At 39.7% G+C, this 26,131-nt stretch carries 23 protein-coding genes; 16 read left to right on the forward strand and 7 right to left on the reverse strand.

Translation table 11 applies throughout. The features are described 5' to 3' along the window. Positions 1-209: 209 nt before the first annotated feature. Positions 210-1,076, reverse strand: a complete 867-nt coding sequence (locus I6F42_RS08550) for a hypothetical protein (protein ID WP_010554282.1) — start codon at positions 1,074-1,076, stop codon at positions 210-212. Between the two features lie 253 nt (positions 1,077-1,329). Between I6F42_RS08550 and I6F42_RS08555 the strand changes: the two genes are divergently transcribed. Beyond that, positions 1,330-2,349: a YafY family protein gene (locus tag I6F42_RS08555; RefSeq protein ID WP_010554283.1), complete on the forward strand. Its 1,020-nt coding sequence runs from the start codon at positions 1,330-1,332 to the stop codon at positions 2,347-2,349. 518 nt (positions 2,350-2,867) lie between these two features. On the opposite strand, the gene I6F42_RS08560 is transcribed toward I6F42_RS08555, so the two are convergent. Then, positions 2,868-3,947 carry a mechanosensitive ion channel family protein gene (locus I6F42_RS08560; protein WP_010554284.1) on the reverse strand — a complete coding sequence of 360 codons (1,080 nt, stop codon included), beginning with the start codon at positions 3,945-3,947 and terminating at the stop codon, positions 2,868-2,870. A 117-nt stretch (positions 3,948-4,064) separates the two neighbouring features. Here I6F42_RS08560 and I6F42_RS08565 point away from each other — a divergent pair, with 117 nt between their 5' ends. Continuing rightward, positions 4,065-5,018, forward strand: coding sequence for a YihY/virulence factor BrkB family protein (locus tag I6F42_RS08565; protein WP_007582878.1), 954 nt, complete (start codon positions 4,065-4,067; stop codon positions 5,016-5,018). Between the two features lie 3 nt (positions 5,019-5,021). Here the strand turns inward: I6F42_RS08565 and I6F42_RS08570 are convergent, their stop codons facing one another. Together I6F42_RS08570 and I6F42_RS08575 are read right to left on the reverse strand one after the other, a co-directional pair. Continuing rightward, entirely contained in the window at positions 5,022-5,909 is an 888-nt protein-coding gene (locus I6F42_RS08570) for a LysR family transcriptional regulator (RefSeq protein WP_010554286.1), read from the reverse strand. A gap of 89 nt (positions 5,910-5,998) precedes the next feature. Then, the gene (locus I6F42_RS08575; protein ID WP_010554287.1) at positions 5,999-9,103 is read right to left on the reverse strand and encodes an EAL domain-containing protein; all 3,105 of its coding nucleotides are present in this window, start codon (positions 9,101-9,103) and stop codon (positions 5,999-6,001) included. Positions 9,104-9,304: 201 nt separating this feature from the next. Here I6F42_RS08575 and I6F42_RS08580 point away from each other — a divergent pair, with 201 nt between their 5' ends. Together I6F42_RS08580 and I6F42_RS08585 are read left to right on the forward strand one after the other, a co-directional pair. Next, entirely contained in the window at positions 9,305-10,147 is an 843-nt protein-coding gene (locus I6F42_RS08580) for a pirin family protein (protein WP_197151799.1), read from the forward strand. Between the two features lie 21 nt (positions 10,148-10,168). Then, positions 10,169-11,143: a glutathione S-transferase family protein gene (locus I6F42_RS08585; RefSeq protein WP_007582889.1), complete on the forward strand. Its 975-nt coding sequence runs from the start codon at positions 10,169-10,171 to the stop codon at positions 11,141-11,143. Between the two features lie 3 nt (positions 11,144-11,146). Here I6F42_RS08585 and I6F42_RS08590 read toward each other — a convergent pair whose 3' ends face one another. The 3 genes from I6F42_RS08590 to I6F42_RS08600 are packed head-to-tail and all read right to left on the reverse strand — an operon-like array spanning position 11,147 to position 12,191. Then, positions 11,147-11,389 (reverse strand): hypothetical protein, encoded by a 243-nt coding sequence (locus I6F42_RS08590; protein ID WP_007582895.1) that lies wholly within the window; start codon positions 11,387-11,389, stop codon positions 11,147-11,149. Positions 11,390-11,399: 10 nt separating this feature from the next. After that, entirely contained in the window at positions 11,400-11,846 is a 447-nt protein-coding gene (locus I6F42_RS08595; protein WP_197151801.1) for a hypothetical protein, read from the reverse strand. Positions 11,847-11,852: 6 nt separating this feature from the next. Further along, on the reverse strand, positions 11,853-12,191 hold the full coding sequence (locus tag I6F42_RS08600) for a hypothetical protein (RefSeq protein ID WP_010554292.1): 339 nt from the start codon (positions 12,189-12,191) through the stop codon (positions 11,853-11,855). A gap of 496 nt (positions 12,192-12,687) precedes the next feature. On the opposite strand from I6F42_RS08600, the gene mraZ reads away from it, so the two are divergent. Genes mraZ through I6F42_RS08660 form a run of 12 tightly spaced genes read left to right on the forward strand, consistent with a single transcriptional unit; the run spans position 12,688 to position 26,131 of the window. After that, a complete protein-coding gene (gene mraZ, locus I6F42_RS08605) occupies positions 12,688-13,146 on the forward strand; it encodes a division/cell wall cluster transcriptional repressor MraZ (protein ID WP_007582904.1) in 459 nt (152 codons plus the stop codon). A gap of 28 nt (positions 13,147-13,174) precedes the next feature. After that, complete coding sequence (gene rsmH, locus I6F42_RS08610) at positions 13,175-14,113, forward strand: 16S rRNA (cytosine(1402)-N(4))-methyltransferase RsmH (RefSeq protein ID WP_008167099.1); 939 nt, start codon at positions 13,175-13,177, stop codon at positions 14,111-14,113. Then, complete coding sequence (ftsL, locus tag I6F42_RS08615) at positions 14,110-14,436, forward strand: cell division protein FtsL (RefSeq protein ID WP_007582915.1); 327 nt, start codon at positions 14,110-14,112, stop codon at positions 14,434-14,436. Before rsmH ends, ftsL begins: the two co-directional genes overlap by 4 nt. Beyond that, positions 14,433-16,250: a peptidoglycan glycosyltransferase FtsI gene (locus I6F42_RS08620; RefSeq protein ID WP_010554293.1), complete on the forward strand. Its 1,818-nt coding sequence runs from the start codon at positions 14,433-14,435 to the stop codon at positions 16,248-16,250. Before ftsL ends, I6F42_RS08620 begins: the two co-directional genes overlap by 4 nt. Next, positions 16,243-17,721, forward strand: coding sequence for a UDP-N-acetylmuramoyl-L-alanyl-D-glutamate--2,6-diaminopimelate ligase (gene murE, locus I6F42_RS08625; protein WP_010554294.1), 1,479 nt, complete (start codon positions 16,243-16,245; stop codon positions 17,719-17,721). Before I6F42_RS08620 ends, murE begins: the two co-directional genes overlap by 8 nt. Then, positions 17,718-19,100, forward strand: a complete 1,383-nt coding sequence (gene murF, locus I6F42_RS08630; RefSeq protein WP_197151803.1) for a UDP-N-acetylmuramoyl-tripeptide--D-alanyl-D-alanine ligase — start codon at positions 17,718-17,720, stop codon at positions 19,098-19,100. Before murE ends, murF begins: the two co-directional genes overlap by 4 nt. Beyond that, a complete protein-coding gene (mraY, locus tag I6F42_RS08635) occupies positions 19,100-20,182 on the forward strand; it encodes a phospho-N-acetylmuramoyl-pentapeptide-transferase (RefSeq protein ID WP_007582922.1) in 1,083 nt (360 codons plus the stop codon). Before murF ends, mraY begins: the two co-directional genes overlap by 1 nt. Then, complete coding sequence (gene murD / locus I6F42_RS08640; RefSeq protein WP_197151805.1) at positions 20,183-21,517, forward strand: UDP-N-acetylmuramoyl-L-alanine--D-glutamate ligase; 1,335 nt, start codon at positions 20,183-20,185, stop codon at positions 21,515-21,517. Further along, complete coding sequence (gene ftsW / locus I6F42_RS08645; RefSeq protein ID WP_165724738.1) at positions 21,514-22,689, forward strand: cell division protein FtsW; 1,176 nt, start codon at positions 21,514-21,516, stop codon at positions 22,687-22,689. The genes murD and ftsW overlap by 4 nt, the downstream gene beginning before the upstream one ends. Further along, a complete protein-coding gene (gene murG / locus I6F42_RS08650; RefSeq protein ID WP_007582929.1) occupies positions 22,686-23,762 on the forward strand; it encodes an undecaprenyldiphospho-muramoylpentapeptide beta-N-acetylglucosaminyltransferase in 1,077 nt (358 codons plus the stop codon). The genes ftsW and murG overlap by 4 nt, the downstream gene beginning before the upstream one ends. Next, positions 23,763-25,214 carry a UDP-N-acetylmuramate--L-alanine ligase gene (gene murC / locus I6F42_RS08655; RefSeq protein ID WP_002957994.1) on the forward strand — a complete coding sequence of 484 codons (1,452 nt, stop codon included), beginning with the start codon at positions 23,763-23,765 and terminating at the stop codon, positions 25,212-25,214. It begins immediately after the preceding gene. After that, on the forward strand, positions 25,211-26,131 hold the full coding sequence (locus I6F42_RS08660; protein WP_010554298.1) for a D-alanine--D-alanine ligase: 921 nt from the start codon (positions 25,211-25,213) through the stop codon (positions 26,129-26,131). The genes murC and I6F42_RS08660 overlap by 4 nt, the downstream gene beginning before the upstream one ends.

A 26,131-nucleotide genomic window follows, 5' to 3' on the forward strand; every position in this document is an offset into this window, starting at 1 on the left:
CTCATTCATTTTTCGACTAACTACTCCTTCCTCTATAGTTAAGCGTTTTTTGATCAAAAAAAGGCCTACATCTAGTAGGCCATGATGAAAAAGTTTCTCACACTTTTTCTTCTGCTCCCTCACGGAAACAACACATGTTCATAATATAAAATACTTGCGACAGAATAAGTCGCAATGTTGTTTATATTAAATATTGGTCATTCAGTTACTCAACTTAGTAGGTTTAAGGAACCCACCCATGCATTATTTGAATCAGGCTTTCTGAGAGCGAAAACGAATAACTCTACGGAGCCTCCATTAATTAACATATTAGCAGTTGCTACAAATTGCTCGACATCGTGAGGCTCTGAAATAAGCGTGTCGTCATCTACAGACGCTTGCAAACCTAACTTAATATCAAAGTCTCGACGGTCTAAATTCAAGTAAACAATTGACTCATCTTGATGTTGCGCACGCAGTTTTTTAATTTCTATGGGGTGATCATCCTCACTTAACTCTTTTAAAAGAAAGTTGATTTGGTAGTCATTGATTTTGATCTGCCAGCCAAGGTCTGTTTTAATTGCTTTATTCTTTAACAAATCTTGTTCAAGGTCGTATTCGTCAATAGCTGATGGTTTATTTTCATGATAAAAATCCAATAAGTGTTGAGATAGCTTTTTACTTAATTGATATGCTTTTTTATCGATTAATGTATGGGTCAAACAATTTAAAGACTGCCATTTTCTCTGAGTCAAAGTATCAAATAACTCAGTAGCCACTTTTTCTGTAGGAAATTCGGCATAATCTTTGTGATTTTCATGCCCTTCGTACTGAACGGCAAATAACTCTTCATCGCTGTTGTTAACCTTCAAAATATCATCAACATAAATCCAGTGCGGCTTAGAGTGTTTATCGGTAACACCATTATTTGCTACTTTATAAGCTAATATCATTTGCTTAATTTTTATAGAATCGTTGGTATTTATTGGAACGATGTATTTTATTTTTTGACTAGGGGGGATTGATAATTCATCACTTTCAAATGAGCGGTACAACGTACTATTTTCATAGCTTCTAATGTGAAAGTCTGCTTTCATTAAGTTTCCTTGCTAAGTGTTTATTAAATGCTAGAGAAGCTTGGGGGCTTAAAAACATGGTTACGGGGCTTTTAAATAACTTCTAGATCATCGTTATCGCACGCAGATTAACCCAAAGCATTCTGCTATAAAAGTTCTTTTATATATAAAAAGAGTGAAATGCCCTATCTACAACCATAGGCTAACCTGCTGTTATCATTTAATTTATGATAATATATCTATAATTTTAAGTTATAATAAGAGCTCAAAGTTGATGCCAACGGCTAAAGGAAAGACTCTCCCTCGCATTATTAATATGATGCAACTTATCCCTATTACTCCTAGGTGGACAACAGCCAAAATTTTACAATTAGGCCTTGAAAATAGAGGTTTTACAGTCACAAAACGAACTGTAGAGCGAGACTTAGTGGAAGTAGCAGACTTATTTGGGCTAGTAAGTTCAGACTCGCCTGACGGGTACAAATGGTCTTATTCTAGAAAACGTTCTGATATTTTCTTACCTTCTATTTCTGCTGAGGAAGCTTTATCACTTCAGCTAGTCGAGCAACACCTTGAAGATTACTTTCCTAAAGAGGTATTTTCTCAGCTTAATGCAATTTTTAAAAAATCAAAAGATACGCTTGTGAGATCTAAATCATTGCACTCTTGGCCTTCGAAAATTGCGAACTTGCCACATGTTTTGGCTTTTAAACCATTAAATATTAATACTGAAATTAAATCCCTAATAACTCAAGGAATACTGGAGCAACGTAAATTAGAAATAACTTACGGGAACTCGGATTCTATTCACCTTATTTCACCAATAGGGATGGTGGTAAGAGACACTAAGTTGGTTCTTATTTGCTACTTTTATGATTATGAAGAACCTAGGCATCTTCTTTTTCATCGGGTTAATAGCGCCAAGCTGTTAAATGAAACGTTCGATACTGACTTTGATACTTCAAAATACATTCAAACAGGTGCAGTGGGTATATTGGTAAATGCAGAGCTAATTGATGTGAAACTCACAGTAAAAGGGTATGCCAAAGAGCTATTCCAAGAATCAGTCATTAATGTTAGCCAGAAAGTTAGTGACGAAAAGGCTTTTGCTAATTCGATTACTCAAGATGATTGGATCGATATTTCTATTCAGTTGCCTCATACCTTGGAATTAGAGAACTGGCTTATGGGTTTATCAGACCAGATTATTGTAAAGGCACCAAAGCAGCTAAAATCCAGAGTTATTAGGCGTATGATAAAATCATTGGGTCAGTATGGAGTTGAGGTCAAATAATAGCCATTTGTACTATCTTAGCGCTTTGAGCATTATAATTTCATCAGTGACTTCGAGTTACTTAGCAATCATTGTCGGTCAGTAACTCGAAACCCTCCCTGCAGGAAATTTGAACTTTCAAAATAAAAAAAAGACGCGACCTATTTTGTCGCTTTCTCCCATTACCTTATTAATTCGAGATAATTAAGGTAATGAGAGAAAGCGATGTCTTGTATTTGTGAAGCTAAAAATTTAGAAACATTTTTGAAAGTAAAAACCAGAAGATTGTCCATTCTGGTGTTTTTAATAATTATTACTAGCTGGTTTTCAAGTTACGCCCAAAACAAAAAGATAGTAGAACTTGAAGCTACAGTGCAAAAGTTGAGTAGTTCAGTCGAAGCGGTCAAAAGTAAAAATAGCTAAGTTACGCTTAACCACGTAGCCAGGCTGTAAAGCATGCAACTCATACTTCGAAATTACTAAAGTGCGTGTTTTAAAGGCACTAATGTATAAATACATATTAGTGCGACGTAAAGAAATTAAATAATATTTTTCCCTTGTTCTGGATCGCGAGATTGCTCTGCTTGTTCACGTATTTCGTCAGTATCACTACTTACATCATCAAGCGTTTTAGTTTGCTCAACAGTTTCACTTTTTTCGCTTTGTATTTGCGATGGTTGTTTTTCCTCTAAGCTAGAAGCACTTTCATTAGGGTCGGTGAGTATAATTCTCTCTCGTGCGTCATCAGGCATGCTGATGTTTTGTTTTGTGAACTCATTGACTAATTCGCGCATAAGCTGGGAGGCTACTTTTAATGGACTGTGCTGCTCGCTATTAACCCAAAAATACAAAACGAAGTTAATAGTAGATGAGCCTAAGTTTTTTATTAAAACCTGCGCGGGTGGGTCGCTAAGTACTGCATTTTGTTGATTGGCAATATCGAGGGCGAGGGTTTGTGCGCTGCGTATATCGTTATCGTAGCCAATACCAATTTCTACTTTGCCGCGCATTTTTGGATTGGCAGTCAGGTTTTTAATGGTATTTTTATATACAGTCGCATTGGGTATTTGAATATGATTGCCATCGTAATCAACAAGCGTGGTTGCTCTTGCGGTTACTTTTTTAACAATACCTAATCGGCCATCCACTTCAATTACATCGTCAATTTTAAAAGGTCTTTGTACGCTCAGTAATAAACTAGCAATAAAGTTCTCTGCTATGTCTCTAAAAGCAAAGCCGAGTATTAAACCTATTAACCCAGTCCCACTCATAATAGCAACAGCAAACTGAGTAAGCCCTGCTAAACGTAAAAATAAATATACCCCAAATAAAATTATTAGGGTGCTTATGCTGCGCCTTATAACTAGGTGAACAAGCTTGCTGTCAGTCATATAGTCAATGGGTTTGATTAGTAATCTAGAAAGTGGTCCTGAAATTAAGTAACTGAGTACTAAAAGCATTATGCCGAGTAAAAGAGTGGGTAATATTTGCGCTGTTACGTGAAGTAATTGCACGCCTTGCTCATAAAAGAAATTCCACGAAAGTGTATCAACTTTGATCACGTCAGTTATTGGTGTTGTATTATTTAGCGCTACACTGCTTTTTAGGGTACCGAGCATGGCTTATCTTCCGTGTTAGAGTCATTTATAGATAAATATTAGCAAGTTTGGTACCAAACGCTTATAACTTGGCAAATATTTTGCTGTAGTAACGTAATACAAATATTGAGGTTTAGAATGAAAGAAGCTAAACGAGGACAGCAAGCAGAGCAGCCTGCACATATCCCTTTTATAGGTTGGTGGGATATTGTTAAACGTATTTTTAAGCAAATGAGTGAAGATAACTTATCTATAGTGGCAGCCGGTGTGGCATTTTATGCGTTACTTGCTATTTTTCCAGCCATTGCGGCGATGGTATCAGTGTATGCGTACTTTTCATCCCCAACAGATATAAGTGAGCACTTAAGTAAAATAGTTACTTTGCTTCCACCAAGCACCAGTGAACTGATTTTATCTCAGGTTTCTAGCCTTGCTAAAACCTCAAGTGCAAGCTTGAGCTTAAGTGCAATTGGTACGCTCATACTTACTATTTGGAGTAGTTCAAAGGGCAGCCAAGCACTTATTACTGCATGTAATATTAGTTATCGTGAATATGAAAAACGTTCATTTTTTCAGGCTCAACTAGTGCGCTTTCTATTTTCGGTAGGAGCGATTGTAGTCGCAATTTTTGCGCTATTAATTATTGGTATTTTACCTATTGTACTTAATTTAGTGGGACTAAAAGAAAGTATAGATTTATTAATTAAACTCATTTCTTGGCCATTATTGGCTTTTACCTTTAATTTTGCATTGGTACTTTTATATCGTTATGCCCCACATCGTAAACCGGCTAAATGGCGTTGGATCACAATGGGGTCGTCTATTGCTACTGTGCTTTGGATTTTGGCATCTATAGGTTTTTCTTTTTATGTGTCGCGTTTTTCTAGTTATAACGAAACGTATGGCTCACTAGGTGGTGTAGTGATTATGCTGATGTGGTTGTATATTAGCGCTTATATAATCACATTAGGTGCTGTAATTAATGCAGCTACTGAGCAGCAAACAGGTAAAGATAGCACTGTAGGGCCGGCTAAAGAGCGTGGGCAACGAGGCGCCTATGTAGCAGATCACCTCGATGTAAAAAACGAATAGGTATTAATTAGCTAAATTAGTAAGTGCAGTAATTTGCTCTTTAAATTCTTGTGCTGCAGGACCAAGCCTGTCGTTGTCGTTGCACATTAAATATAAATTAAGAGTGCGGGTTGTACCTTGGTCTAAATTAAGTGCGATGAGGGTTTGATCTTCAATTAAGTGTGCAATTTGTGTTTTTGGCAGCCAAGCGTAACCTAAATTTTGACTAACCATATCAATAGAGTTACGTAAGTGGCTTACTGTCCAGCGCATATCTGCACCTAGCCAGCCTTCATTGTGACTGGTGTGGGTTGCTGAATCGCGCACTACTATTTGTCTATGTAGCTTTAAATCACGAAAGTTGAGTTGTTCAGTATGTTGGTGTAATACATGGTCTTTATGCGCAACCGCTATAAACTCTATATCGCATAATGTACTGCAGCTAATTCCATAAATAGGAATTGACGAAATAGCTAAATCAACCACTGAGTTATGCAGTAATTCGTTTGCACCTGTTAGCACGCTTTCTACTAAATCAATTTTTAAAAGAGGGTAAAGCTCACTCGTTTTAGCAAGTGCTTGGTATAAAATAGCGTGTGGAAAAACTTCATCAACAGCTATTTTTAACGTGCTTTCTACGCCTTCGCTTAGCGTACTTGCTACCGATTCTATTTTAGTCGCTTCTTCAATTAAAAACTCGGCTCTGCGTAAAATCAGCTTACCGCTATCGGTTAAAAATGCTTTACGGCCTTTTACTTCAAGCAACTTAATTTGCAAGGCGGCTTCAAGTTTTTGCACAGCATGGTGTACGGTTGACTGACTTTTATGTACAGCTGCGCTTGCGCCTGCAAACCCGCCATGATCCACAACCGCTTTAAACATTCGCCATTGCTCTAATGTTGCTTTTGCCATTTTTAAATCCTGTTACTACTTTATATCTGATTGCTTAACTTGACCGCGCAGACGCATTATTTATTGCGTAACAGTGATTTTTTGTCTATTTATTTTAACAAAGCTACTTTTTTATCAGCTAGAAGTGCCATAAAACTGCTTTTATTTAAAGGTCTTGAAAATAAATAACCTTGACCGTAATCGCATCCTGCTTCAAGTAGTAGCTGCATTTGTAATTTAGTTTCAATTCCTTCGGCGATTACTTTTAAGCCCAACTGATGCGCCATAACAATGATGGCTTCACACAATGCAAGTTCTTGGCTGCCTACTTGAATATTATCAACAAAACGTTTATCTATTTTTAAATAGTCGGTGTCCATTTCTTGTAAGTAAGCGAGCGACGAATACCCGGTACCAAAGTCATCAAGAGCAAGCTGCATACCTGATTTTACTATTTCTTTTAGGCGTCTTTGCGTAAGTGCTTCAGGGTTAACCATTAAGCCTTCAGTTATTTCTGCGACAATTGACGAAGCAGGTAGTTTTGCTGCTTTTAGCATATCGTACCATTCATCTATGCCACTCTCTGGCGTGGATAATTGCACTGGCGATACGTTTACACTTATTTGAAAAGTATCATCGGTTAGTGTTTTTATATCGTTAAGTGTTTGCAAAGCTTGGGCAAATACAAATTGACCAATTGCATTTATTTGCCTGGTTTCTTCAGCAAGTGGGATAAATGCGATAGGGCTAATTAGGCCTTTTTCGGGATGTTGCCAACGAATAAGCGCTTCAGCTTTATGAATATGTAAATCATTTAAAGCAACTATGGGCTGATAAAATAACTCAAACTGTTCAAGTTCTATGGCACTTCGTAAGTCTTTTAATAGCACCATGCGCGCGTGTGCATATTCGCGCATGTCAGCAGAGAAAAACTCGAAACAGTTACGACCATTACTTTTTGCTTTATACATAGCCTGATCGGCTGCCTTTAAAAGCTGTTCAGTATTTTCACCATCATTAGGAGCGCAAGCAATGCCTATGCTTGCACTAATAAATAACTCTTCGTTTTCAAGATGCAAAGCTGACGATAGACTAAGTAAAATATTACTCGCAATTTGATTAATATGGCGCGTACTTTTAATGTGACTAAATACAATAACAAACTCATCTCCCCCAATTCGTGCCACAAACTCAGCGTTTTTTGCCGACTGGACTATACGCTGAGATACGAGTTTTAATAAGTTATCGCCATAGTGATGGCCTAATGTGTCATTAATATCTTTAAAGTGATCAATATCTAAAAGCATGACAACCAATTGATTATCTGGAGTAACAACATTTGAAAATCGTTGATTTAATCGCTCCTTTAACTCTAAACGATTTGGTAAGTCAGTTAGGTGATCAAAATGAGCTTGTCGCCAAATGGTTTCATCAGCTTGTTTTTTTTCTGTGAGGTCTGTGAATATCGCGATACGACGAATAGGTGCGTTGTTTGTATCATAAATAGTATCGATTGTGAGCCACTCAGAGTAAAGCTGCCCGTTCTTTTTACGGTTAATAACCTCGCCTTGCCAGCGGCCTGTTTGCTGTAATTCAGACCACATTTTATTGTAAAAATTCTTATCATGTTTTCCTGATGAAAGAATTGAAGAGGACCGGCCAATAACTTCTTCTTTACTATATAAAGTCGTTTTACAAAACGCAGGATTTACATCAAATATAATGCCCGTTGGATCGGTGATTGCCATGCCTTCACTACTGTTGTTATACACTAGTGAGGCAAGGTGGAGTGCTTCTTCATTTACTTTTCGTTGTGTTATATCTCGTAGCACAACAACGTATTCATTTTTACTTTGCATTGCGCTAATACGTGCTTCAAAGCTGCGTTTAGGATCTGATTTTTCGAGTGTGAATTCTAAATTGCTCGAAACATCAAGTTTAGATAACTGCGATAACAAAAGCTGAACATTGCTGTGTGAAAGTATTGATGATAAATGAGGTACTACAGTGCTGTTAGGATTTACTTGAGGCTTAAACTGTCCTGTTATGTTGAGAATATCGCCATGGATGTTAATTCTAACGTAACTATCGGGCAGAGTATTAAGCAAGCTAGTAAGCTCATCATGCTTGTTTTTTAAATTAGCTTCAGCTGTTAACCGAGTTTGCGCCATTGATTTAAAACGCTGATAGAGAGTATTTAGCTCTGGATTATTGGGTTGTATTTTTTGTGCGGGCATCTCGCCCTTAGCCAATACGTTTGTTGCATTTGTTAGATTATTAATTGGGTCAATAATGCTGGTTTTAAGTAGTTTACGTGCAATTAAAGACAGTATCAGCAGCGATAAAATAAACACACCAATCGCTATAAAAAAATTATTATTTATTTGCTTTAAAGCATGTGTGACAGGAAGTGCAATATGTATATTTAAGCTGTTATTACTTGGATCGCTGTAAATAACAGAGTGATGAAGCATTCGGGCTTCACCTTCAATGGATTTTATTTTTGTTGATGCCTCATTATCAATCGAAGAATCAGTTGCTAATAAAGTCTGTGCAATATTATCGCCAAGCGCGGCCGTTGTAGGTGGATAACGCGCTAAAATTTTTCCGTTAGAATCAGCAATTGCAGCAATAGAGCCTGGCGGAAGTTCAATGTCATTAAAAGCATTGTTCCACCAGTCAAGCGCAACAACGATAACTACAACCCCCTGAATTACATTTTTTTTATTAATAATAGGTAACGCAAAATTAAGAGTGTTTTTTTGCAGGCTTCGGTCGTGCTGAAAATAACCTACCGACAATTGGTTACTTTTTAAGGCGTTTTGGAAATACGCCCGATCGGCAATATTAATTGTTTTGGCTAACCCGCTTGTTGTACATATAACAATGCCATTTGGATCTATAATCCCGATATTGGCAACATGTGCGTAAATAGATCTAAATTGATTAAAATAATTAGGGCAGGTCGTTGCTAGATTTTCTTTCTTACTTTCCTCTTTAGCCAAATAACGTGCTAAACGGTCAATATCATCGACTAAGTGCTTTTGCTGTAAAATTAATTGCTTAGCAATATTTTCTACTTTTTTTTCACTTTGCTCAATAGAGTGATCGCGTTCAAGCAGCAGTGTAAAAATAATTACAGCGGTGCCCGGAATACTTAGCAATATAAGTAAACGATAAAGCTGATGTTTGAGAGAATAAGTAAAAATAACCATTCCTTAGTTTTGTATTTTGCAATAACAATTGTAGCCAAATTCACTCCAAATAACCATAGTAATTATAAGGTTGAAAATGTAACCAATGAATCATTATAGTTCTATTTTTTGGAATGTTAAGGTCGATTTAAAGACATAGTTGTTTTGTTTAATGAATGATTTAATAACCCCATAAACTTATTCTTTAGAGTGAATTAAAAAATGAAAATATCAAAAATACTTACAGCTTATGCAACTCAAGATGGCGACGGCGTAAGCATTAGCCGCATACCAGGGTTTGATGGTAAATATTTAGATCCCTTTTTAATGATTGATGAACTTAAGTCAGACGACAAAAAAGATTATATGGGAGGCTTTCCTGAGCATCCGCACCGAGGTATTGAAACGTTTACTTATATTCTAAAAGGTGGCTTTGAACATCGTGACCAAATGGGTAACAGAGAAGCAATTAAAGCAGGCGATGTGCAATGGATGAGTACAGGGCGCGGCGTCATGCACAGTGAAATGCCACTCGCGGATGCTGTAGATGGACTGCATGGCTTTCAAATTTGGATCAACATGCCAAGCGCAGAAAAAATGCGTGATTCACGTTATCAAGATACTACTAAAAACCCAGCTCCGAGTTTTACAGATACGCAAGGTGTGACGTTAAAAGCACTTGCGGGATCGTGGCAGTTCGAAAGTGAAACGCTTACAAGCGCTCTGCAAAGTTTAGCGGCTAATGCGGCGCTCGCTGATATTACATTACCCGCTGGTAAAAACATCTATTTAGAGCCTCTTAGCCAACAAAAAGTAATGCTTTATATTCATAGCGGCTCACTAATAATGAGCGACAATCAAACAATACCAGCGGGCAAGTTACTTATTTTGGAACCAGGCAGTGACATTAATATTAGCTCTGAGCACGGCGCTGGTGTTTTGGTTTTAGCAGGCGATCCACTTAATCAACCGATTGCTCATATGGGGCCGTTTGTAATGACGACGCAAGCAGAAGTACAGCAAGCAGTGCGTGATTATCAAAACGGCGAGTTTGGCAAAATTTAACGGTATTTTTAGGAGAGTTTTATGGGATTATTAGTTAACGGCCAATGGCAAGATAAATGGTACGACACCGATTCAAGTAACGGTAAGTTTGAACGCGAAACAGCGCAGTTACGTCACTGGATCACTGCAGATGGTAGCGCTGGAATAACGGGCGAGGCCGGTTTTAAAGCTCAAGCGAACAGGTATCATTTATATGTGTCACTTGCGTGTCCTTGGGCGCATCGAACGCTTATATTTAGAGCGTTAAAAGGGCTGCAAGATTTAATTACGGTGTCGGTTGTTAGCCCTGACATGCTTAATAGTGGTTGGGAGTTTGATACGAAAAATCATAGTACTGGCGATGCATTATTTAATAGTAATTACTTACATCAAGTGTATACAAAAAATAACCCTGAGTATTCTGGGCGAGTAACGGTTCCCGTATTGTGGGATAAAAAGCTGAATAAAATTGTTAGTAATGAGTCTGCCGATATTATACGTATGTTCAATAGTGCGTTTAATGAATTAACAGGTAATAACGATGATTACTATCCTGAGGCACTGCAACCAAAAATTGACGAATTAAATACACTGATTTATCCAAATATAAATAATGGTGTTTATCGTACGGGCTTTGCTACAACTCAAGATGCGTATGAAGAGGCGTTTAACGATGTATTTAAAGCACTCGATACAGTAGAGGGGATACTGAGCAAACAGCGGTATTTAACAGGGGATAACCTCACAGAGGCTGATTGGCGATTATTCACCACGCTCATTCGGTTTGATAGTGTGTATGTTGGCCACTTTAAATGTAATTTACGCACAATTGAAAGCTATCCTGCACTGAGCGGATACCTTAGAGAGCTATATCAGGTTAAGGGAGTAGCACAGACAGTTGATTTTTATCATATTAAACGTCATTACTATTTTAGCCATACAATGATCAATCCAACACAAGTTGTGCCAAATGGCCCAAGTGTTGATTACTTATCTGATCACGGTAGAAATGTTTAACGTTTAAGCAAATAGCCTAACAAGCCAGCCGTATTTTCTTACCAAGCTGGTTTCGCCTTTCCCCGCTTGTACAGCTGCGCCGGCTAAAAAGGCACTTGTTAGTCCCACTTTAGTTGCGGCAAAACGCTTTAGTCTATATTGAAACGCTGCATGATGTTGGCGTTTTAACTCACTGCGTGTATCCATTTGCTTACTCAGAGCATCAACGTTTTCATTAGGTGCTTTAATTAAGTAGTTAACTAACATATTAATTTCCTTATAAGTTAAACAGTTGTTTTAAGCTTTTAAGTGTTTTACTAAAGCCAATTTTATTGCTTAGGTAAACCGTATTTTTCCAAAGCCATGCTAAACAAGCAACTTGCAGCAAAGTAGCTGTTGCAATACTCAGCCATACTGACCCAAAAAGATCATATACACCGTATCCAACAGCACCTAGAAATCCTGCCCACAACAAAACCAAACCACTGGCAAAACAGCCTAAAAATATAGTGATCAATGCAAGCGATCTAAGCGATAACCGCCATTCAGCTTTAGCAAGCTGATGGGTGATCTTTCCTTGAGTTTGGTAATCATCCTTGAGCTGCTTAGAGTACTCTAAAAGCTTTGCTATATGATCTTGCCAATCGTCCTTTTGGCTCTGCTGCTCAGTAGCTTGGTTTTGCGCTTCACCATCCTTGGCTGCGCTTGTTTGTGGGTTATTCATCACTAATTACTTACGACGAAATAGTGATGTAATCAGCATACCCGCAGCAAAAGCAATACCCGCGGTTGCCAATGGGTTTTCAGAAGCAAAAGCACGTGTTTTAGCTGTACATTCACTTAACTTTTCGCGTGCAATAAGTTGTTTTTCGCTTAGTGCTTCTGCTGAACTCGAAGCGCCTTTACGAACACTGCTTTCAGCTGTTGCTGCTTTGCTAGAAAGTGCATCTACCGCATCGTGCGCTGCTGATGTTGCTTTCTCTGTAAGAGGTGATTCAGTATTTGTTAGTTTAACGTCAGGCTTAACATCTGAAGTTGTGTTTGGTTTCGTATTTGTTGCAGTAGCCATAATCAATCCTTAATAAGTTAAAAATTTAAATAGTGATTTAGATGATGCAATGATTAAACCAAAACTGTTGTTTATTTTAAGTTGTTGAGTTTATTGGTTTTTATTGTTTATGTATAACTTTTCATATTTGGTGATTTAAAGTAAACAGTAACTATTACTACACGGTTAGGTAAATTTTACAAAGGGAGTAAAAATGCTTAAAAAGTTGTAAATATTCATTGGTTATTCAGTAAGCAAAGCGTGTAAACAGAAAGTTATAAAAAACAGAATAGATATTTTTTTCATCACAATCCCACTTTTTCCCACGTAATTCAAACGCTTCGCTTGAGCCCTTATTTTTTCTAGCTTTGGGACTTACTAAAGCTGGTCAGCTTACTTGACAAAATGGCTTGTCAAGCCCTAAACTGGAGCACTGTGGTAAAAAGTGGTTTTTAGTGGATCACACTGGATAAAAATAAACAAAAGTTGAATAAAACAATTTTAAAGTAGGTTTTTTATGTTTCGTGGCGCGAGTTCACTGAGTTTGGATGATAAGGGGCGTTTTGCGGTACCGACTAAGTACCGAGAATCTCTATTGTCTGAAGATCAGGGAACGGTTATTTGTACCGTCGCATTAAATGAGCCGTGTTTATGGTTGTATCCGCTGGCTGAGTGGCTAGAAATAGAAAGCCGTTTAGCTAAAATCTCCAATATGAACCCACGAGCCCGTCGAATGCAGCGTATGTTGCTCGGGAATGCTACAGAATATCAACTTGATAAAAATGGTCGAATTTTGCTTGCGCCGTCACTGAGGGCTCATGCATCACTTGGCAAAAAAATCATGCTAGTTGGTTTGATGAATAAATTTGAAATTTGGGATGAGGCGCGTTGGCACGAGCAAATGCAGCAAGATACTGAGCTTGAAAGGCTTGGCGATTTTGAACCTAACCAAGATTTAGATAATTTTACACTCTAACAGCACAAAAAAAGGCAAATAATAGCTAATGACAGCGCAATTTGAACACGTATCCGTATTAATGGACGAAACCATCGATGCCCTCGCAATTAAGCCAGACGGTATATACATGGATGGTACGTTTGGACGTGGCGGCCACTCTGGACAAATTTTAGCACGCCTTGGTGATGAAGGTCGCTTGCAAGCAATTGACCAAGATCCACAAGCGATACAATCAGCCGAAAAATTTGCTGATGATCCACGTTTTGCGATTGCACATACTCGTTTTTCAAATTTATACGAAGTAGCAGAGCAGAACGATCTCATTGGTAAAGTGGATGGCATTTTATTAGACATTGGTGTCTCGTCGCCACAACTGGATGACGCTGCGCGTGGTTTTAGTTTCATGAAAGATGGGCCACTTGATATGCGCATGGACCCAACAACAGGTCGCAGTGCTGCACAGTGGTTAGCAGAAGCCGAGTTAGATGATATTACCCACGTAATTAAAAAACTGGGCGAAGAAAAGTTTGGTAAACGTATTGCACACAAAGTACTCGAAGTTCGTGAGCACACGCCAATCACAACAACCAAGCAACTTGCTGACCTTGTTGATGAAGCAGTACCGGTAAAAGATAAGTTTAAGCACCCTGCAACACGTACTTTTCAGGCGATTCGTATTTATATTAATAGCGAGCTTGAAGAGATTCAAACAGCGCTACAGTCTGCAGTTAAAGTGCTAAAGCCAGGCGGACGTTTAGTGGTGATTTCGTTTCACTCACTAGAGGATCGTATTGTAAAACAGTTTATTAGAAAACAGAGTAGGGGAGAAGTGTTACCCAGAGGTCTGCCTTTAACTGATGCACAAATAAATAAAAACCTGACGTTAAAAGCAGTGGGTAAGGCTATTAAGCCAAGTACTGTTGAAGTAGAACGTAATCCACGTTCTCGTAGTTCTGTACTTAGGATTGCACAGAGGTTGGGATGAGTAAAAAAGCGAGCTATCGTCAACCCAATTTATTCTTTGAAATATTAAAAGGCCTAGGTGCTAACAAGCTAACCTCGGCCTTGTTGGTTGTGATATTCGCTTCTAGTTTAGCTGTTGTGCAAACAACACATTTAGCTCGTGGGCAACTTATAAAGCAAGATCAATTATTACAAGAACGTGATGAACTCGATTTAGAGTGGCGCTACTTACTTGTTGAAGAAGAATTTTATTCGCAACATGCACGCATTGAAGAAGTTGCTATATCACAATTAAAAATGAAACGACCTACGAGTCAAGATGAGCAGGTAATAATAGTACAATGAGAAATAGAGGCAAAAAACCAGTCACTAATTTAATCACATGGCGCTTTATGCTGGTGTGTACAGTTGTGTTTATGGTGTTTGTAACACTCGTATCTCGCGCTGCTTATTTACAAGTGATAGAACCTGATAAAGCACGTTCAGAAAGTGATAAACGTACGGTACGTGTTGAAAAACTGCATGTGCAACGCGGAATGATTTTTGACCGTAATGGTAAAGAATTAGCGGTAAGTGTGCCTGTGGTAAGTGTATATGCTGATCCTAAAGCATTACATAAATCGCTTGTATCTAAAGTAATCAAACAAGCACGCAAAAGCGGCGAAGATCACTTATCTTTAACTGAAAACACTGTTGAGCTTGATAAGCGTACTGCACTTTATTATAAAAACGATTTACGCTGGCGTGAGCTTGCAGATGTGCTGCGTATTGATCCTAAAAAGATTAATTCTCGACTTTTAAACGATCCTTCGCGTCGCTTTGTGTATTTAAAGCGCCAAGTTACTCCTGCTGTAGCAAATTATATTGGTGATTTACGCCTCCCTGGTATCCATTTACTAGATGAATCTAAACGCTACTACCCTGCAGGTGAAGTTACCGCGCATGTTATTGGTTTTACCAATATCGATGGTAAGGGCATTGAAGGCATTGAAAAGCTATACGAAAACGCTTTAACGGGCGAGGAAGGCCGCCGTACCATTCGTAAAGACGCACAAGGGCGTGAGGTAGAAGTACTTGACGAGCGTGAACGTGTAGAGCCAGAAAGTATAGAACTAAGTATTGATCAACGAATTCAAGCCATTGCGTACAAGGCCGTAAAATCAGCTGTACTGACTTATAAAGCCACATCGGGCTCAGCTATGGTAGTTGATGTTAAAACCGGTGAAGTACTGGCAATGGTAAATAGCCCTTCATTTAATCCAAACAACTTAAGCGATGCTGCACCTCATAAACGTCGTAACCGCGCAATTACAGATTTGTTTGAACCAGGCTCAACTGTTAAGCCTCTAGCCATTTTGGCTGGGCTAGACTACGGCGCCATTCAGGCAGATGACACGATTGATACCTACCCAGGTTGGATGCGTTTAGGTGGTAGTTTAGTGAGAGATACCCGTAATCACGGCGAACTAACACTGCGCGAAATACTAAAGTACTCCTCAAACATGGGAGTTGCGAAGGTTACTCAGTTAGTGCCTAAAGATTACCTTGTTGGTTTATACCAAAAAGTAGGCTTTGGTAGTGATACTGGAACAGGCATGGTCGGTGAAAGCAGCGGTTTGTTTTATCCAAATCGTCGTTGGTCTGACTTTGAAATTGCCACTTTATCATTTGGTTATGCGATTTCGGTAAGTACTGCGCAAATGGCGCGCTTTTATACCATGTTAGGCGCTGGTGGAGTTAATCGACCACTGACTATTTTAAAGCAAGACAATATACCTGAAGGCGAACGTATTTTTAAACAAAAAGACGTAGAAGCCGTAGTGCACATGATGGAAAGTGTATTTGAAAAAGACGGTACTGCTCGCAACATAAAAGTTGATGGGTATCGTGCAGCTGGTAAAACAGGTACATCTAAAAAAGCCGTAGCAGGTGGTTATGGTGATGAATATGTAGGTTATTTTGCAGGTGTAGCGCCGGCAAGTAATCCTCGTTTAGCCGTGGTAGTTATGATTAATGAACCAGGTGGTGATGTGTACTATGGAGGTGCCACCGCTGGCCCTGCATTTGCAGAAATCATCTCTAACGCATTAAGAATATTAAACGTAGCGCCTGACAAGGAAGAGGTTGCGTACGTACAAGGTAAAGATAACGATGCGTGATTTAAAGGATATTTTAAAATACATCGAAATAGATGCGCCCTCGCAACTGGTAAAACATTTACGCCTTGATAGCCGTGAAGTAACGCCAGGTGATGTATTTGTTGCTATTAAAGGCCATGCACTTGATGGCGGTCAATTTATTAATAAAGCAATTGAAAATGGCGCAACAGCTATTATTGCTGACAGATTATGTGAATTTGAAACAAGTTTTGAGCCACTATATTTAGTTTCGGAGCTTGATAAAAAGCTTCCAGAATTAGCAAGTCGCTTTTATAGCCAGCCAAGTCAGGCTCTTGATTTAATTGGTGTGACAGGTACAAACGGTAAATCGACAACCACAGCAATGATTGCCCACTTAGCGCAATTTTGCAGTACTGATTCGGCTATTATTGGCACTTTGGGTTATGGTCATCCTGATAACTTAATTCCACTGATTAATACCACACCTTCAACGGTTGATTTGCAGCATATTTTGAGCGATTTAAATTCGCAGCATAAAAAGCTGGTAGCCATGGAAGTGTCATCTCATGGATTAGTGCAGCAGCGTGTTGCTAAATGCGCGTTTAAAGCGGCTGTGTTTACTAATCTTTCGCGCGATCACTTAGATTACCATGTTGATATGGCAAGTTACGGTGATGCGAAACTAATGCTTTTCCGTGATTTTGAGCCGCAAGTTGTAGTGCTTAATCAAGATGATTCTCAAGCTGAGCAATGGCTTGAAAAGTATGATTTTAATAACCTAATCTGTTATGGCCGCAAAAACTTAGCCCCTAAGAATGCTCAGTACGTTTATTTTTCTGATGTTGAATATTCAAGTGAAGGTATTTCGGCGCAGTTATCGACTAGTTGGGGTGATATGTCGATTAAATCGCCTCTGTTTGGCGAATTTAATTTATATAACTTAACGGCCGCGATCGCTACATTACTAGGGCTTGGTTATCCGCTTGAGCAATTAGTTTCAGGTTGTGCGCAGTTACAGCCAGTAGCTGGGCGAATGCAAGCATTTAGCCAAGCAGGCATGCCGACGTGTGTTGTTGATTACGCACATACACCCGATGCACTTGCACTTGCATTACAAGCATTACAGCTGCATGTGCCAGGTGGTGTAAGTTGTGTATTTGGTTGCGGTGGCGACAGAGATAAAGGTAAGCGTGCATTGATGGCGCAAGCTGCAGAGCAAAACGCTAATAAAGTTATTATTACCAGTGATAACCCTCGCTCAGAAAACCCTGATGACATTATTGCAGATGTAGCTGGCGGTTTAACCCATCCTCAAAATGCACATTTAGAGGCTGATAGAGCAACTGCAATTCGTTTTGCTATAGAAAACGCTACAGCTGATGAGGTTATTTTGATTGCAGGTAAAGGCCACGAAGATTATCAAATTATAGGCGATAAGCGAATCGACTTTTGCGATCGCCGGTATGTACAAGAACAACTAAAAAAAGCAGTAAGAGGGATAACACAATGATCCCAATGGATTTTGATTGGTTAGCTAATGTGCTAACAACCGATTATCAAGGTGATAATCAACACGTGCTTAATATAAATACTGATACTCGTACAGTGTGCGATGGCGAAGTGTTTTTAGCACTGAAAGGGCCAAATTTTGATGGGCATAAATTTATAGCTGAGGCTAAACAAAAAGGCGCTATTGGCGTTATTGTTCAGCACAAAGTTGATGTAGATATTCCACAATTTATAGTAAGCGATACACGTATTGCACTAGGTGCAATTGGCACCGCTGTTATGGCCCAAGTGGCGCCTAAAACAATTGCAATTACAGGTAGTGTAGGCAAAACCACCGTAAAAGAAATGTGTGCGGCAATTTTGTCGGTTCACGGTGATGTATTAGCTACTAAAGGTAATTTTAATAACGATATTGGCGTCCCACTTACGTTATTGCGCTTAGAGCCTCAACATCGTTTTGCGGTTATTGAACTAGGTGCAAATCACTTAGGTGAAATTGCTTACACTACTGCAATGACAAAACCAGATGTAGCCGTTGTATGTAATGTTGCAGCAGCCCACTTAGAAGGTTTTGGTAGTTTAATGGGCGTCGCAAAAGCTAAAGGTGAGATTTTTGATGGCCTTAAAGATAACGGCGTTGCGATTGTTAACTGTGATAGTGAATTTAGCCAATATTGGTTAGATAAACTTGAAGGGCGTAATGTTAAACGTTTTTCTACAACTGAAAAACTAGATATTTGGGCAGAGAACATCACGCTTGATGCCAATGCGCGTGCAAGCTTTACGCTTTGCACTAAAAACAAGCAAGTACCTGTTACTTTGGCACTTCCGGGTAAGCACAATATTAGCAATGCACTTATCGCTGCGGCGCTGACCAGTGAATTTAACGTAACCCTTGAAGAAATAGCCAATGCACTTGCCACAATGGCTGATGTAAAAGGGCGCGTTAATTTAATTGAAGTGTCTGATTTACTCACCGTGGTTGATGATACCTATAATGCCAATGTTAAGTCTGTAAAGGCTGCGATTGACTTGTTAAGTGATATGCAAGGTCACCGCATTTTAGCACTCGGAGATATGGGTGAGCTAGGTGAAGATGCACGTAAGTACCATCAAGAAGTTGGCGAGTATGCACTTGAGCAAGGTATTGATGAGTTATTTACATTAGGTGTATTAAGTAAATACGCAAGTGATGTGTTTGAACTACCTAATCGCCACTTTTCGAGCCGCGAACAGATGCAGCAAAAAATTCAAGAAAGTATTAATAAAGTGAATACTAAAACAACAATAGTAGTGAAAGGATCGCGCAGTTCTCGCATGGAATTATTAGTAACCGATTTAGTTAATGGCCAGCAACAAGCCATCAATGGAGTATCATAATGTTAGTTTGGCTGGCAGAGTATTTAACACAGTATTTTAGTGGTTTTCATGTTTTTTCGTATTTAACGCTACGTGCCATTTTAGGTATTTTAACTGCGCTAATTATGTCTCTTTATTTAGGACCTAAGTTAATTCGTGGTTTGCAACGTATGCAAATAGGCCAAACAGTTCGCGACGATGGTCCGCAATCGCATTTATCTAAGTCGGGTACGCCGACTATGGGTGGCTTACTTATTTTAGCGGCCATTTTTACCAGCACGCTACTTTGGGCCGATTTATCAAATAAATACGTATGGGCAACACTGTTTGTAATTGGCTCTTTAGGTATTGTTGGCTTTGTTGATGATTACCGTAAAGTTATTCGTAAAGATCCAAAAGGCTTAATTGCTAAGTGGAAGTACTTTTGGCAGTCGGTCATTGCATTAGTTGTAGCTACTGCTTTGTATTTTACCAGTGCACAAGCATCTGAAACATCACTTGTTGTTCCATTTTTTAAAGACGTGTTACCGCAATTAGGTTTGTTTTATATCGTGCTTACGTATTTTGCCATAGTAGGTACATCAAACGCGGTAAACCTGACCGATGGTTTAGATGGCTTGGCGATTGTGCCAATTATTTTAGTGGCTTCGGCATTGGCAATTATTGCTTACTTAACAGGTAATATTAACTTTTCGGCTTACTTACATATTCCACATTTACCGCTGGCGAGTGAGCTTGTGGTTGTATGTACTGCCATTGTGGGCGCAGGGCTTGGCTTTTTATGGTTTAACACTTACCCAGCACAAGTATTTATGGGCGATGTTGGCTCATTAGCACTTGGTGGCGCATTAGGTATTATTGCTGTTTTAGTACGCCAAGAGTTACTGCTTATTATTATGGGCGGTGTATTTGTAATGGAAGCACTATCGGTGATATTACAAGTGGGGTCGTATAAATTACGCGGACAACGCATTTTTAGAATGGCGCCAATTCATCATCATTATGAATTAAAAGGTTGGCCAGAACCTCGCGTTATTGTGCGCTTTTGGATTATTTCTGTTGTGCTAGTGCTTGCTGGCTTAGCTACTTTAAAGATTCGATAAATGCAGTATTTAAACGAGATAAAAAACAAACAAATAACAGTGCTCGGACTCGGTGTAACCGGTCTGGGCATTGTGCGTTTTCTATTATCTCATGGCCTAACACCAAAGGTCGTTGATAGCCGAGTAACCCCGCCGGGGATTGATTGGTTAAAAGAGCACGCGCCAACTCTAGATACCCACTGCGGTAATTTGGATGACGCAGAGCTTTGTTCAAGCGATATGATTATTATAAGCCCTGGGCTTAGCTTAAAAATACCAGCTGTTGCAAATGCAATTAACGCAGGTGTTGAAGTGATTGGCGACGTTGAGTTATTTGCACGTATTAATTCAAAACCTGTTGTTGCAGTAACGGGCTCTAACGGTAAATCAACCGTGGTTACGCTCGCTTATGAAGTGTTAAAAGAAGCCGGCTATAAAGTTGCTTTGGGTGGGAATATTGGCACAGCGGTACTTGATTTACTCAATGATGATTTTGATGTGTATGTGCTTGAGTTATCGAGTTTTCAGTTAGATACCACAACGAGTTTAAAACCAGTAAGTGCAACGGTATTAAATGTGTCTGAAGATCATCTTGACCGCTACGACAGTTACCAAGCTTATATAGACTCAAAGCTAAGTATTTATAATTTTGCAGAGCTTATTGTTGTCAATGCAGACGATAGTCAAACACATCCAGTTGAGCGCGGTACAACCCCTTTAATTAGCTTTGGTGCTCAACAAGGTGATTACCATTTAGCGCAGCACAATGGCGAAACTCACTTTATGGTTAAAGGCGATGCCTTTTTACCTGTTGATACACTTGCGGTAGTGGGTAAGCACAATTATTTAAATACGCTTGCAGTAATGGCGCTCTTAAGTCCGTTTGAAGTAAGCAAAGAGCAATATAAAAATGCGTTAGGTCAATTTAATGGGTTGGCTCATCGCTGCCAATTTGTAGCTGAGCTTAACGGTGTAAAGTATTTTAACGATTCAAAGGCAACTAATGTTGGAGCGACCATTGCTGCAATAGATAGTTTAGCTAGTGACGGTGAAAATCTGATTGTTATTGCTGGTGGCGATGCCAAAGGCGCTGATTTAAATGCGCTTAAACCTTACATAGAACAGCATGTAAAAGCATTAATTTGTTTTGGTAAAGATGCAAGTGACTTAGCTGCGATTACCAATAAGAGTTATTTAACTAACAATATGGAAGAAGCCGTTACTTTGGCCAAAGTACTTAGTAGTACAGGCAATATTGTTTTATTAGCACCCGCATGTGCCAGTATTGATATGTATAACAACTATATGCAACGCGGTGATGACTTTGTTCAGTGTGTAATGGCAGGGGCGTTATGATTGCTTTTGCCGATATAAGAGACGCATTAACACCTAAGCCTTCGGCGCAGTTATACGATGTACCGCTATTGTACTGCGTAATAATGCTAATTGGTGTTGGTTTTATCATGGTGACCAGCGCATCAATGCCTACCGCAGAGCGGTTATTTGATGACCCGTACCATATTACCATTCGCCACAGCATGTTTTTGGCAATGGCGTTTGTGCTTTTTTGGATAAGCGTTTGTGTGCCAATGGAGTGGTGGAAACGATCAAACCCTTATCTATTAATACTAGGCATGGTGCTATTAATAGCGGTATTGATTATTGGGCGCGAAGTAAACGGCGCTAAACGATGGATACCTATTGGACCTGTTGGTTTTCAGGTGGCTGAGGCCGCTAAGTTGTACTTTTTTAGTTATATTGCGGGTTATTTGGTAAGAAAACGTGAAGAAGTACAAGAAAATATTAAAGGCTTTGCAAAGCCAATTGCTGTATTTGCAGTGTATGCACTGCTTATTCTGCTGCAGCCAGATTTAGGCACAGTGGTTGTTATGTTTGTAACAACGGTTGGTTTATTGTTTTTAGCTGGTGCTAAGTTATGGCAGTTTTTTGTACTTATTTTAACGGGCGTTGGTCTGGTTGTATTACTTATTATTGTTGAACCCTATCGTATGGCACGTGTTGTTGGCTTTTTAGACCCTTGGGATGATCCTTTTGGAAAGGGTTATCAGTTGGTGCAATCGCTAATGGCATATAGCCAGGGGGGTTGGTTTGGCCAAGGCTTAGGTAACAGTGTACAAAAGCTACAATATTTACCTGAAGCACATAACGATTTTATTTTTGCCGTTATAGGTGAAGAACTTGGCTTAATAGGCGTTGCAAGTATTTTAGCTGTACTTGCGACCCTAGTATTTAGAGCGTTATTAATAGGCCAGCAGGCACTTAAATGTGGCAAAGAGTACGAAGGTTATTTTTCGTTTGCCATTGGTATTTGGTTTGCATTTCAAACCATGGTGAATGTAGGTGCGAGCGCGGGTATTTTACCGACGAAGGGTTTAACCCTGCCGTTTATTTCTTATGGTGGCTCAAGCTTATTAATTATGACGATTGCCACGGGTATTTTATTACGCGTAGATTTTGAAACCAAAATGGCAACCAAACAAGCCACCTCACGCGGAGGTAAGCGATGAGTAAAAAATTAGTAGTAGTGGCTGGTGGAACTGGCGGACACATTTTTCCCGGTATTGCAGTGGCCGATTATTTAAAACAGCAGGGCTGGCAAGTTAGCTGGATCGGCACACCAGATCGAATGGAAGCGAGCGTTGTACCTAAGCACAATATAGATATTGATTTTATTAACGTTAAAGGTGTTCGTGGTAACGGATTAAAGCGTCTTATTAAAGCCCCATTCATGGTAATTAATGCAGTATTGCAGGCGCGTAAGGTATTGAAAGAACAGCGTCCTGATGTAGTACTTGCAATGGGCGGTTATGTTACGGGGCCAACGGGAATTGCCGCAAAAAGTTTAGGTATCCCGCTGGTTATTCACGAGCAAAACGCTGTAGCGGGTATGAGCAATAAACTGCTAGCTAAGGTGGCTACACGAGTATTAGCTGCATTTCCAAGTGCTTTTGCACAGGGTCAAGCCGAGCTAGTAGGTAACCCAGTTCGCCAAAGCGTTATGAATATAGCCAAACGCGATGTATCAAGCCCTATTAATATTTTAGTAGTGGGCGGCTCGCTTGGTGCGCAAGTGCTTAATCAAACATTACCAGAAGCATTTAAAGTACTAAATAATACAGCTCCAATAAGTATATGGCATCAAACAGGTAAGGGTCATTTAACTACCGTAGAAGCCGCTTATAAAATGCATGCTTTTACAGGCAGTAATACAAAAATAGCTGAATTTATTGATGATATGGACGCAGCGTATAGCTGGGCTGACATTGTTGTTTGCCGTGCTGGTGCGTTAACTGTTAGCGAAATTGCAGCGGCAGGTAAAATGGCCGTTTTTGTTCCGTTTCCACATGCTGTGGATGACCATCAAACAGCGAACGCACAATATTTAGTGATGGCTAATGGCGCATTATTAATGCCACAAGGGCAGTTTAATAAACAATCAATTGTTGAACTATTAAGCCCGTATTTAGCCCAACCTTCATTAATTACTGAAATGGCTACAAATGCAAAAAAACAAGCCATTTTAGATGCCACAGCAAGCGTAGCAACGCACTGTGAGCAAGTAACAAATAAGAGAAAATAAGTGAAAGAAACGTCAGTACAAGAAAAACACACACGCCCCGCAATGCGCCGAATAGAAACCATCCACTTTATTGGTATTGGTGGAGCAGGTATGGGCGGGATTGCTGAAGTACTCGCTTTTGAAGGCTACCGTATTACAGGTTCTGACATTGCCCACAGCGCTATGACAGATCGTTTAATTAAAGCCGGTGCAGAAGTATTTATAGGCCATCATGAAAATAACGTGAAAGATGCCAATGTAGTCGTTGTTTCAAGTGCGATTGATGAAACAAACCCTGAAATTATTGCAGCTAAAGCCGCAAGAGTTCCTGTTGTTCGCCGCGCAGAAATGTTGGCTGAATTAATGCGTTTTCGCCACGGTATAGCAATTGCGGGTACGCATGGTAAAACAACGACAACAAGCTTAATTGCGAGTATTTATGGACAAGCAGGGCTTGATCCAACCTTTATTATAGGTGGCTTGCTAAATAGCGCAGGTAGTAACGCAAAAGTAGGTAAAAGTGATTTTTTAATTGCAGAAGCTGATGAAAGCGACGCGTCGTTTTTACACTTACAGCCAATGGTCTCGGTGATCACAAATATTGAAGAAGATCACATGGATACTTATGGCGGCAGTCTTGAAAAAATGAAAGACACGTATGTAGATTTTATTCATAACTTGCCGTTTTATGGTTTAGCTGTTGTATGTATTGATTCTGAAGTTGCTGCTGAACTTATCCCGCGCTTTGGTCGCCCAGTTATTACGTATGGCGAATCGAAGGATGCTGATTATCGCATGAGCGACTTTAGCCAATCAGCTAATACGTGCACATTTACAGTAACTAACAAGCAAGGTGAGTGTTTAACTGCCACGTTGAATATGCCAGGTAGACACAACGCACTTAATGCAACCGCTGCGATTGCTGTGGCAAAAGATCAAAACATTGCGAATCATGCAATTTTAGAAGCGCTGCAGAAGTTTGAAGGTATTGGTCGTCGTTTTCAACACTATGGTGAATTTGAAAACGAGCGTGGCAATGTGATGTTAGTTGATGATTACGGGCATCATCCTTCAGAAGTTGCAGCAACAATTGCAGCAGTACGTGAAGGTTGGCCTGATAAGCGTTTAGTAATGGTATATCAACCTCATAGATTTTCCCGTACACGCGACTTATACGAAGATTTTGTAAAAGTACTTGCTGATGTAGATCAGTTGCTACTGCTTGATGTGTATAGCGCTGGTGAAGATCCTATTGTCGGCGCAGACAGCAAAAGCTTATGCCGTAGCCTTCGTCAACGTGGCAAAGAGCCGCTGCATGTAGCAACAAATGCAGAGCTTGCAGGCGTTTTGGCCGCAAATTTACAAAATAATGATTTAGTATTAACCCAAGGCGCTGGTAATATAGGTCAGTTAGTTAAAACATTAGCTGCGACGGGTATGTCGATAGAAAAACTTAAGCAAGGTGAAGTATGACTCAGGTAAACACACAATTTGGTAAAGTAGCGGTACTGCTAGGTGGTAACTCAGCAGAACGTGAAGTGTCTTTACGATCGGGTCAGGCTGTTTTAAATGCGCTGCAAAATAGTGGCATTGATGCAATTGCATTTGACCCACAAAGTCGTTCTTTGTGGGAGTTAAAAGAATTAAATGTAGAGCGCGTTTTTATTGCTTTGCATGGTCGTGGTGGCGAAGACGGAACTGTACAAGGTGCGCTTGAATTTATGAACCTGCCTTACACGGGCAGTAATGTACTGGGTTCAGCACTTGCTATGGATAAAGTACGTTGTAAGCACTTATTTAAATCAGCGGGTTTAAGCACTGCACCTTATGCCGTAGTTGACGCTAAAAAAGGCTTTGATGCTGCAGCTATTATGGGTGAGTTTAAAAAGGTAATGGTTAAGCCATCGCACGAAGGCTCAAGCATAGGTATGGCGCAAGCAAGTACAGCACAAGAACTTGAAGACGCACTAGCTAATGCATTTAAGTTTGATAATCAAGTGCTTGTAGAGCAGTGGATCACGGGACGTGAATTCACAGTTACAGTGCTTGGCGATGAAGTACAACCAGTCATTGAAATGACGACACCAAATGGTTTTTACGATTACCAAGCTAAGTATCAATCAAATACAACGCAGTATCATTGCCCTGCAGATTTATCAGAGCAAGATACTAAGTACTTACAAGCTATATCGCTAGATGCATTTGATTTAGTGGGCGCAAGTGGTTGGGGCCGTGTTGATGCGATGCAAGACGAGCAAGGTAACTTTTATCTGCTTGAAGTAAATACAGTGCCAGGCATGACTGAAAAGTCGTTAGTGCCGATGGCGGCAAAAGCGAATGGGGCAACTTTTGAACAATTAGTTGTTCGCATTTTAGAGCAAACGCTTTAA

The sequence above is a fragment of the Pseudoalteromonas sp. SWYJZ12 genome (assembly GCF_015864395.1).
GTDB lineage: Bacteria > Pseudomonadota > Gammaproteobacteria > Enterobacterales > Alteromonadaceae > Pseudoalteromonas > Pseudoalteromonas arctica.

Excerpts from the sequence above, each read along its gene's own strand:
- I6F42_RS08550 (WP_010554282.1), bottom strand. The coding sequence starts at position 1,076 with ATGAAAGCAGACTTTCACATTAGAAGCTATGAAAATAGTACGTTGTAC.
- I6F42_RS08555 (WP_010554283.1), top strand. The coding sequence starts at position 1,330 with ATGCCAACGGCTAAAGGAAAGACTCTCCCTCGCATTATTAATATGATG.
- I6F42_RS08560 (WP_010554284.1), bottom strand. The coding sequence starts at position 3,947 with ATGCTCGGTACCCTAAAAAGCAGTGTAGCGCTAAATAATACAACACCA.
- I6F42_RS08565 (WP_007582878.1), top strand. The coding sequence starts at position 4,065 with ATGAAAGAAGCTAAACGAGGACAGCAAGCAGAGCAGCCTGCACATATC.
- I6F42_RS08570 (WP_010554286.1), bottom strand. The coding sequence starts at position 5,909 with ATGGCAAAAGCAACATTAGAGCAATGGCGAATGTTTAAAGCGGTTGTG.
- I6F42_RS08575 (WP_010554287.1), bottom strand. The coding sequence starts at position 9,103 with ATGGTTATTTTTACTTATTCTCTCAAACATCAGCTTTATCGTTTACTT.
- I6F42_RS08580 (WP_197151799.1), top strand. The coding sequence starts at position 9,305 with ATGAAAATATCAAAAATACTTACAGCTTATGCAACTCAAGATGGCGAC.
- I6F42_RS08585 (WP_007582889.1), top strand. The coding sequence starts at position 10,169 with ATGGGATTATTAGTTAACGGCCAATGGCAAGATAAATGGTACGACACC.
- I6F42_RS08590 (WP_007582895.1), bottom strand. The coding sequence starts at position 11,389 with ATGTTAGTTAACTACTTAATTAAAGCACCTAATGAAAACGTTGATGCT.
- I6F42_RS08595 (WP_197151801.1), bottom strand. The coding sequence starts at position 11,846 with ATGAATAACCCACAAACAAGCGCAGCCAAGGATGGTGAAGCGCAAAAC.
- I6F42_RS08600 (WP_010554292.1), bottom strand. The coding sequence starts at position 12,191 with ATGGCTACTGCAACAAATACGAAACCAAACACAACTTCAGATGTTAAG.
- mraZ (WP_007582904.1), top strand. The coding sequence starts at position 12,688 with ATGTTTCGTGGCGCGAGTTCACTGAGTTTGGATGATAAGGGGCGTTTT.
- rsmH (WP_008167099.1), top strand. The coding sequence starts at position 13,175 with ATGACAGCGCAATTTGAACACGTATCCGTATTAATGGACGAAACCATC.
- ftsL (WP_007582915.1), top strand. The coding sequence starts at position 14,110 with ATGAGTAAAAAAGCGAGCTATCGTCAACCCAATTTATTCTTTGAAATA.
- I6F42_RS08620 (WP_010554293.1), top strand. The coding sequence starts at position 14,433 with ATGAGAAATAGAGGCAAAAAACCAGTCACTAATTTAATCACATGGCGC.
- murE (WP_010554294.1), top strand. The coding sequence starts at position 16,243 with ATGCGTGATTTAAAGGATATTTTAAAATACATCGAAATAGATGCGCCC.
- murF (WP_197151803.1), top strand. The coding sequence starts at position 17,718 with ATGATCCCAATGGATTTTGATTGGTTAGCTAATGTGCTAACAACCGAT.
- mraY (WP_007582922.1), top strand. The coding sequence starts at position 19,100 with ATGTTAGTTTGGCTGGCAGAGTATTTAACACAGTATTTTAGTGGTTTT.
- murD (WP_197151805.1), top strand. The coding sequence starts at position 20,183 with ATGCAGTATTTAAACGAGATAAAAAACAAACAAATAACAGTGCTCGGA.
- ftsW (WP_165724738.1), top strand. The coding sequence starts at position 21,514 with ATGATTGCTTTTGCCGATATAAGAGACGCATTAACACCTAAGCCTTCG.
- murG (WP_007582929.1), top strand. The coding sequence starts at position 22,686 with ATGAGTAAAAAATTAGTAGTAGTGGCTGGTGGAACTGGCGGACACATT.
- I6F42_RS08660 (WP_010554298.1), top strand. The coding sequence starts at position 25,211 with ATGACTCAGGTAAACACACAATTTGGTAAAGTAGCGGTACTGCTAGGT.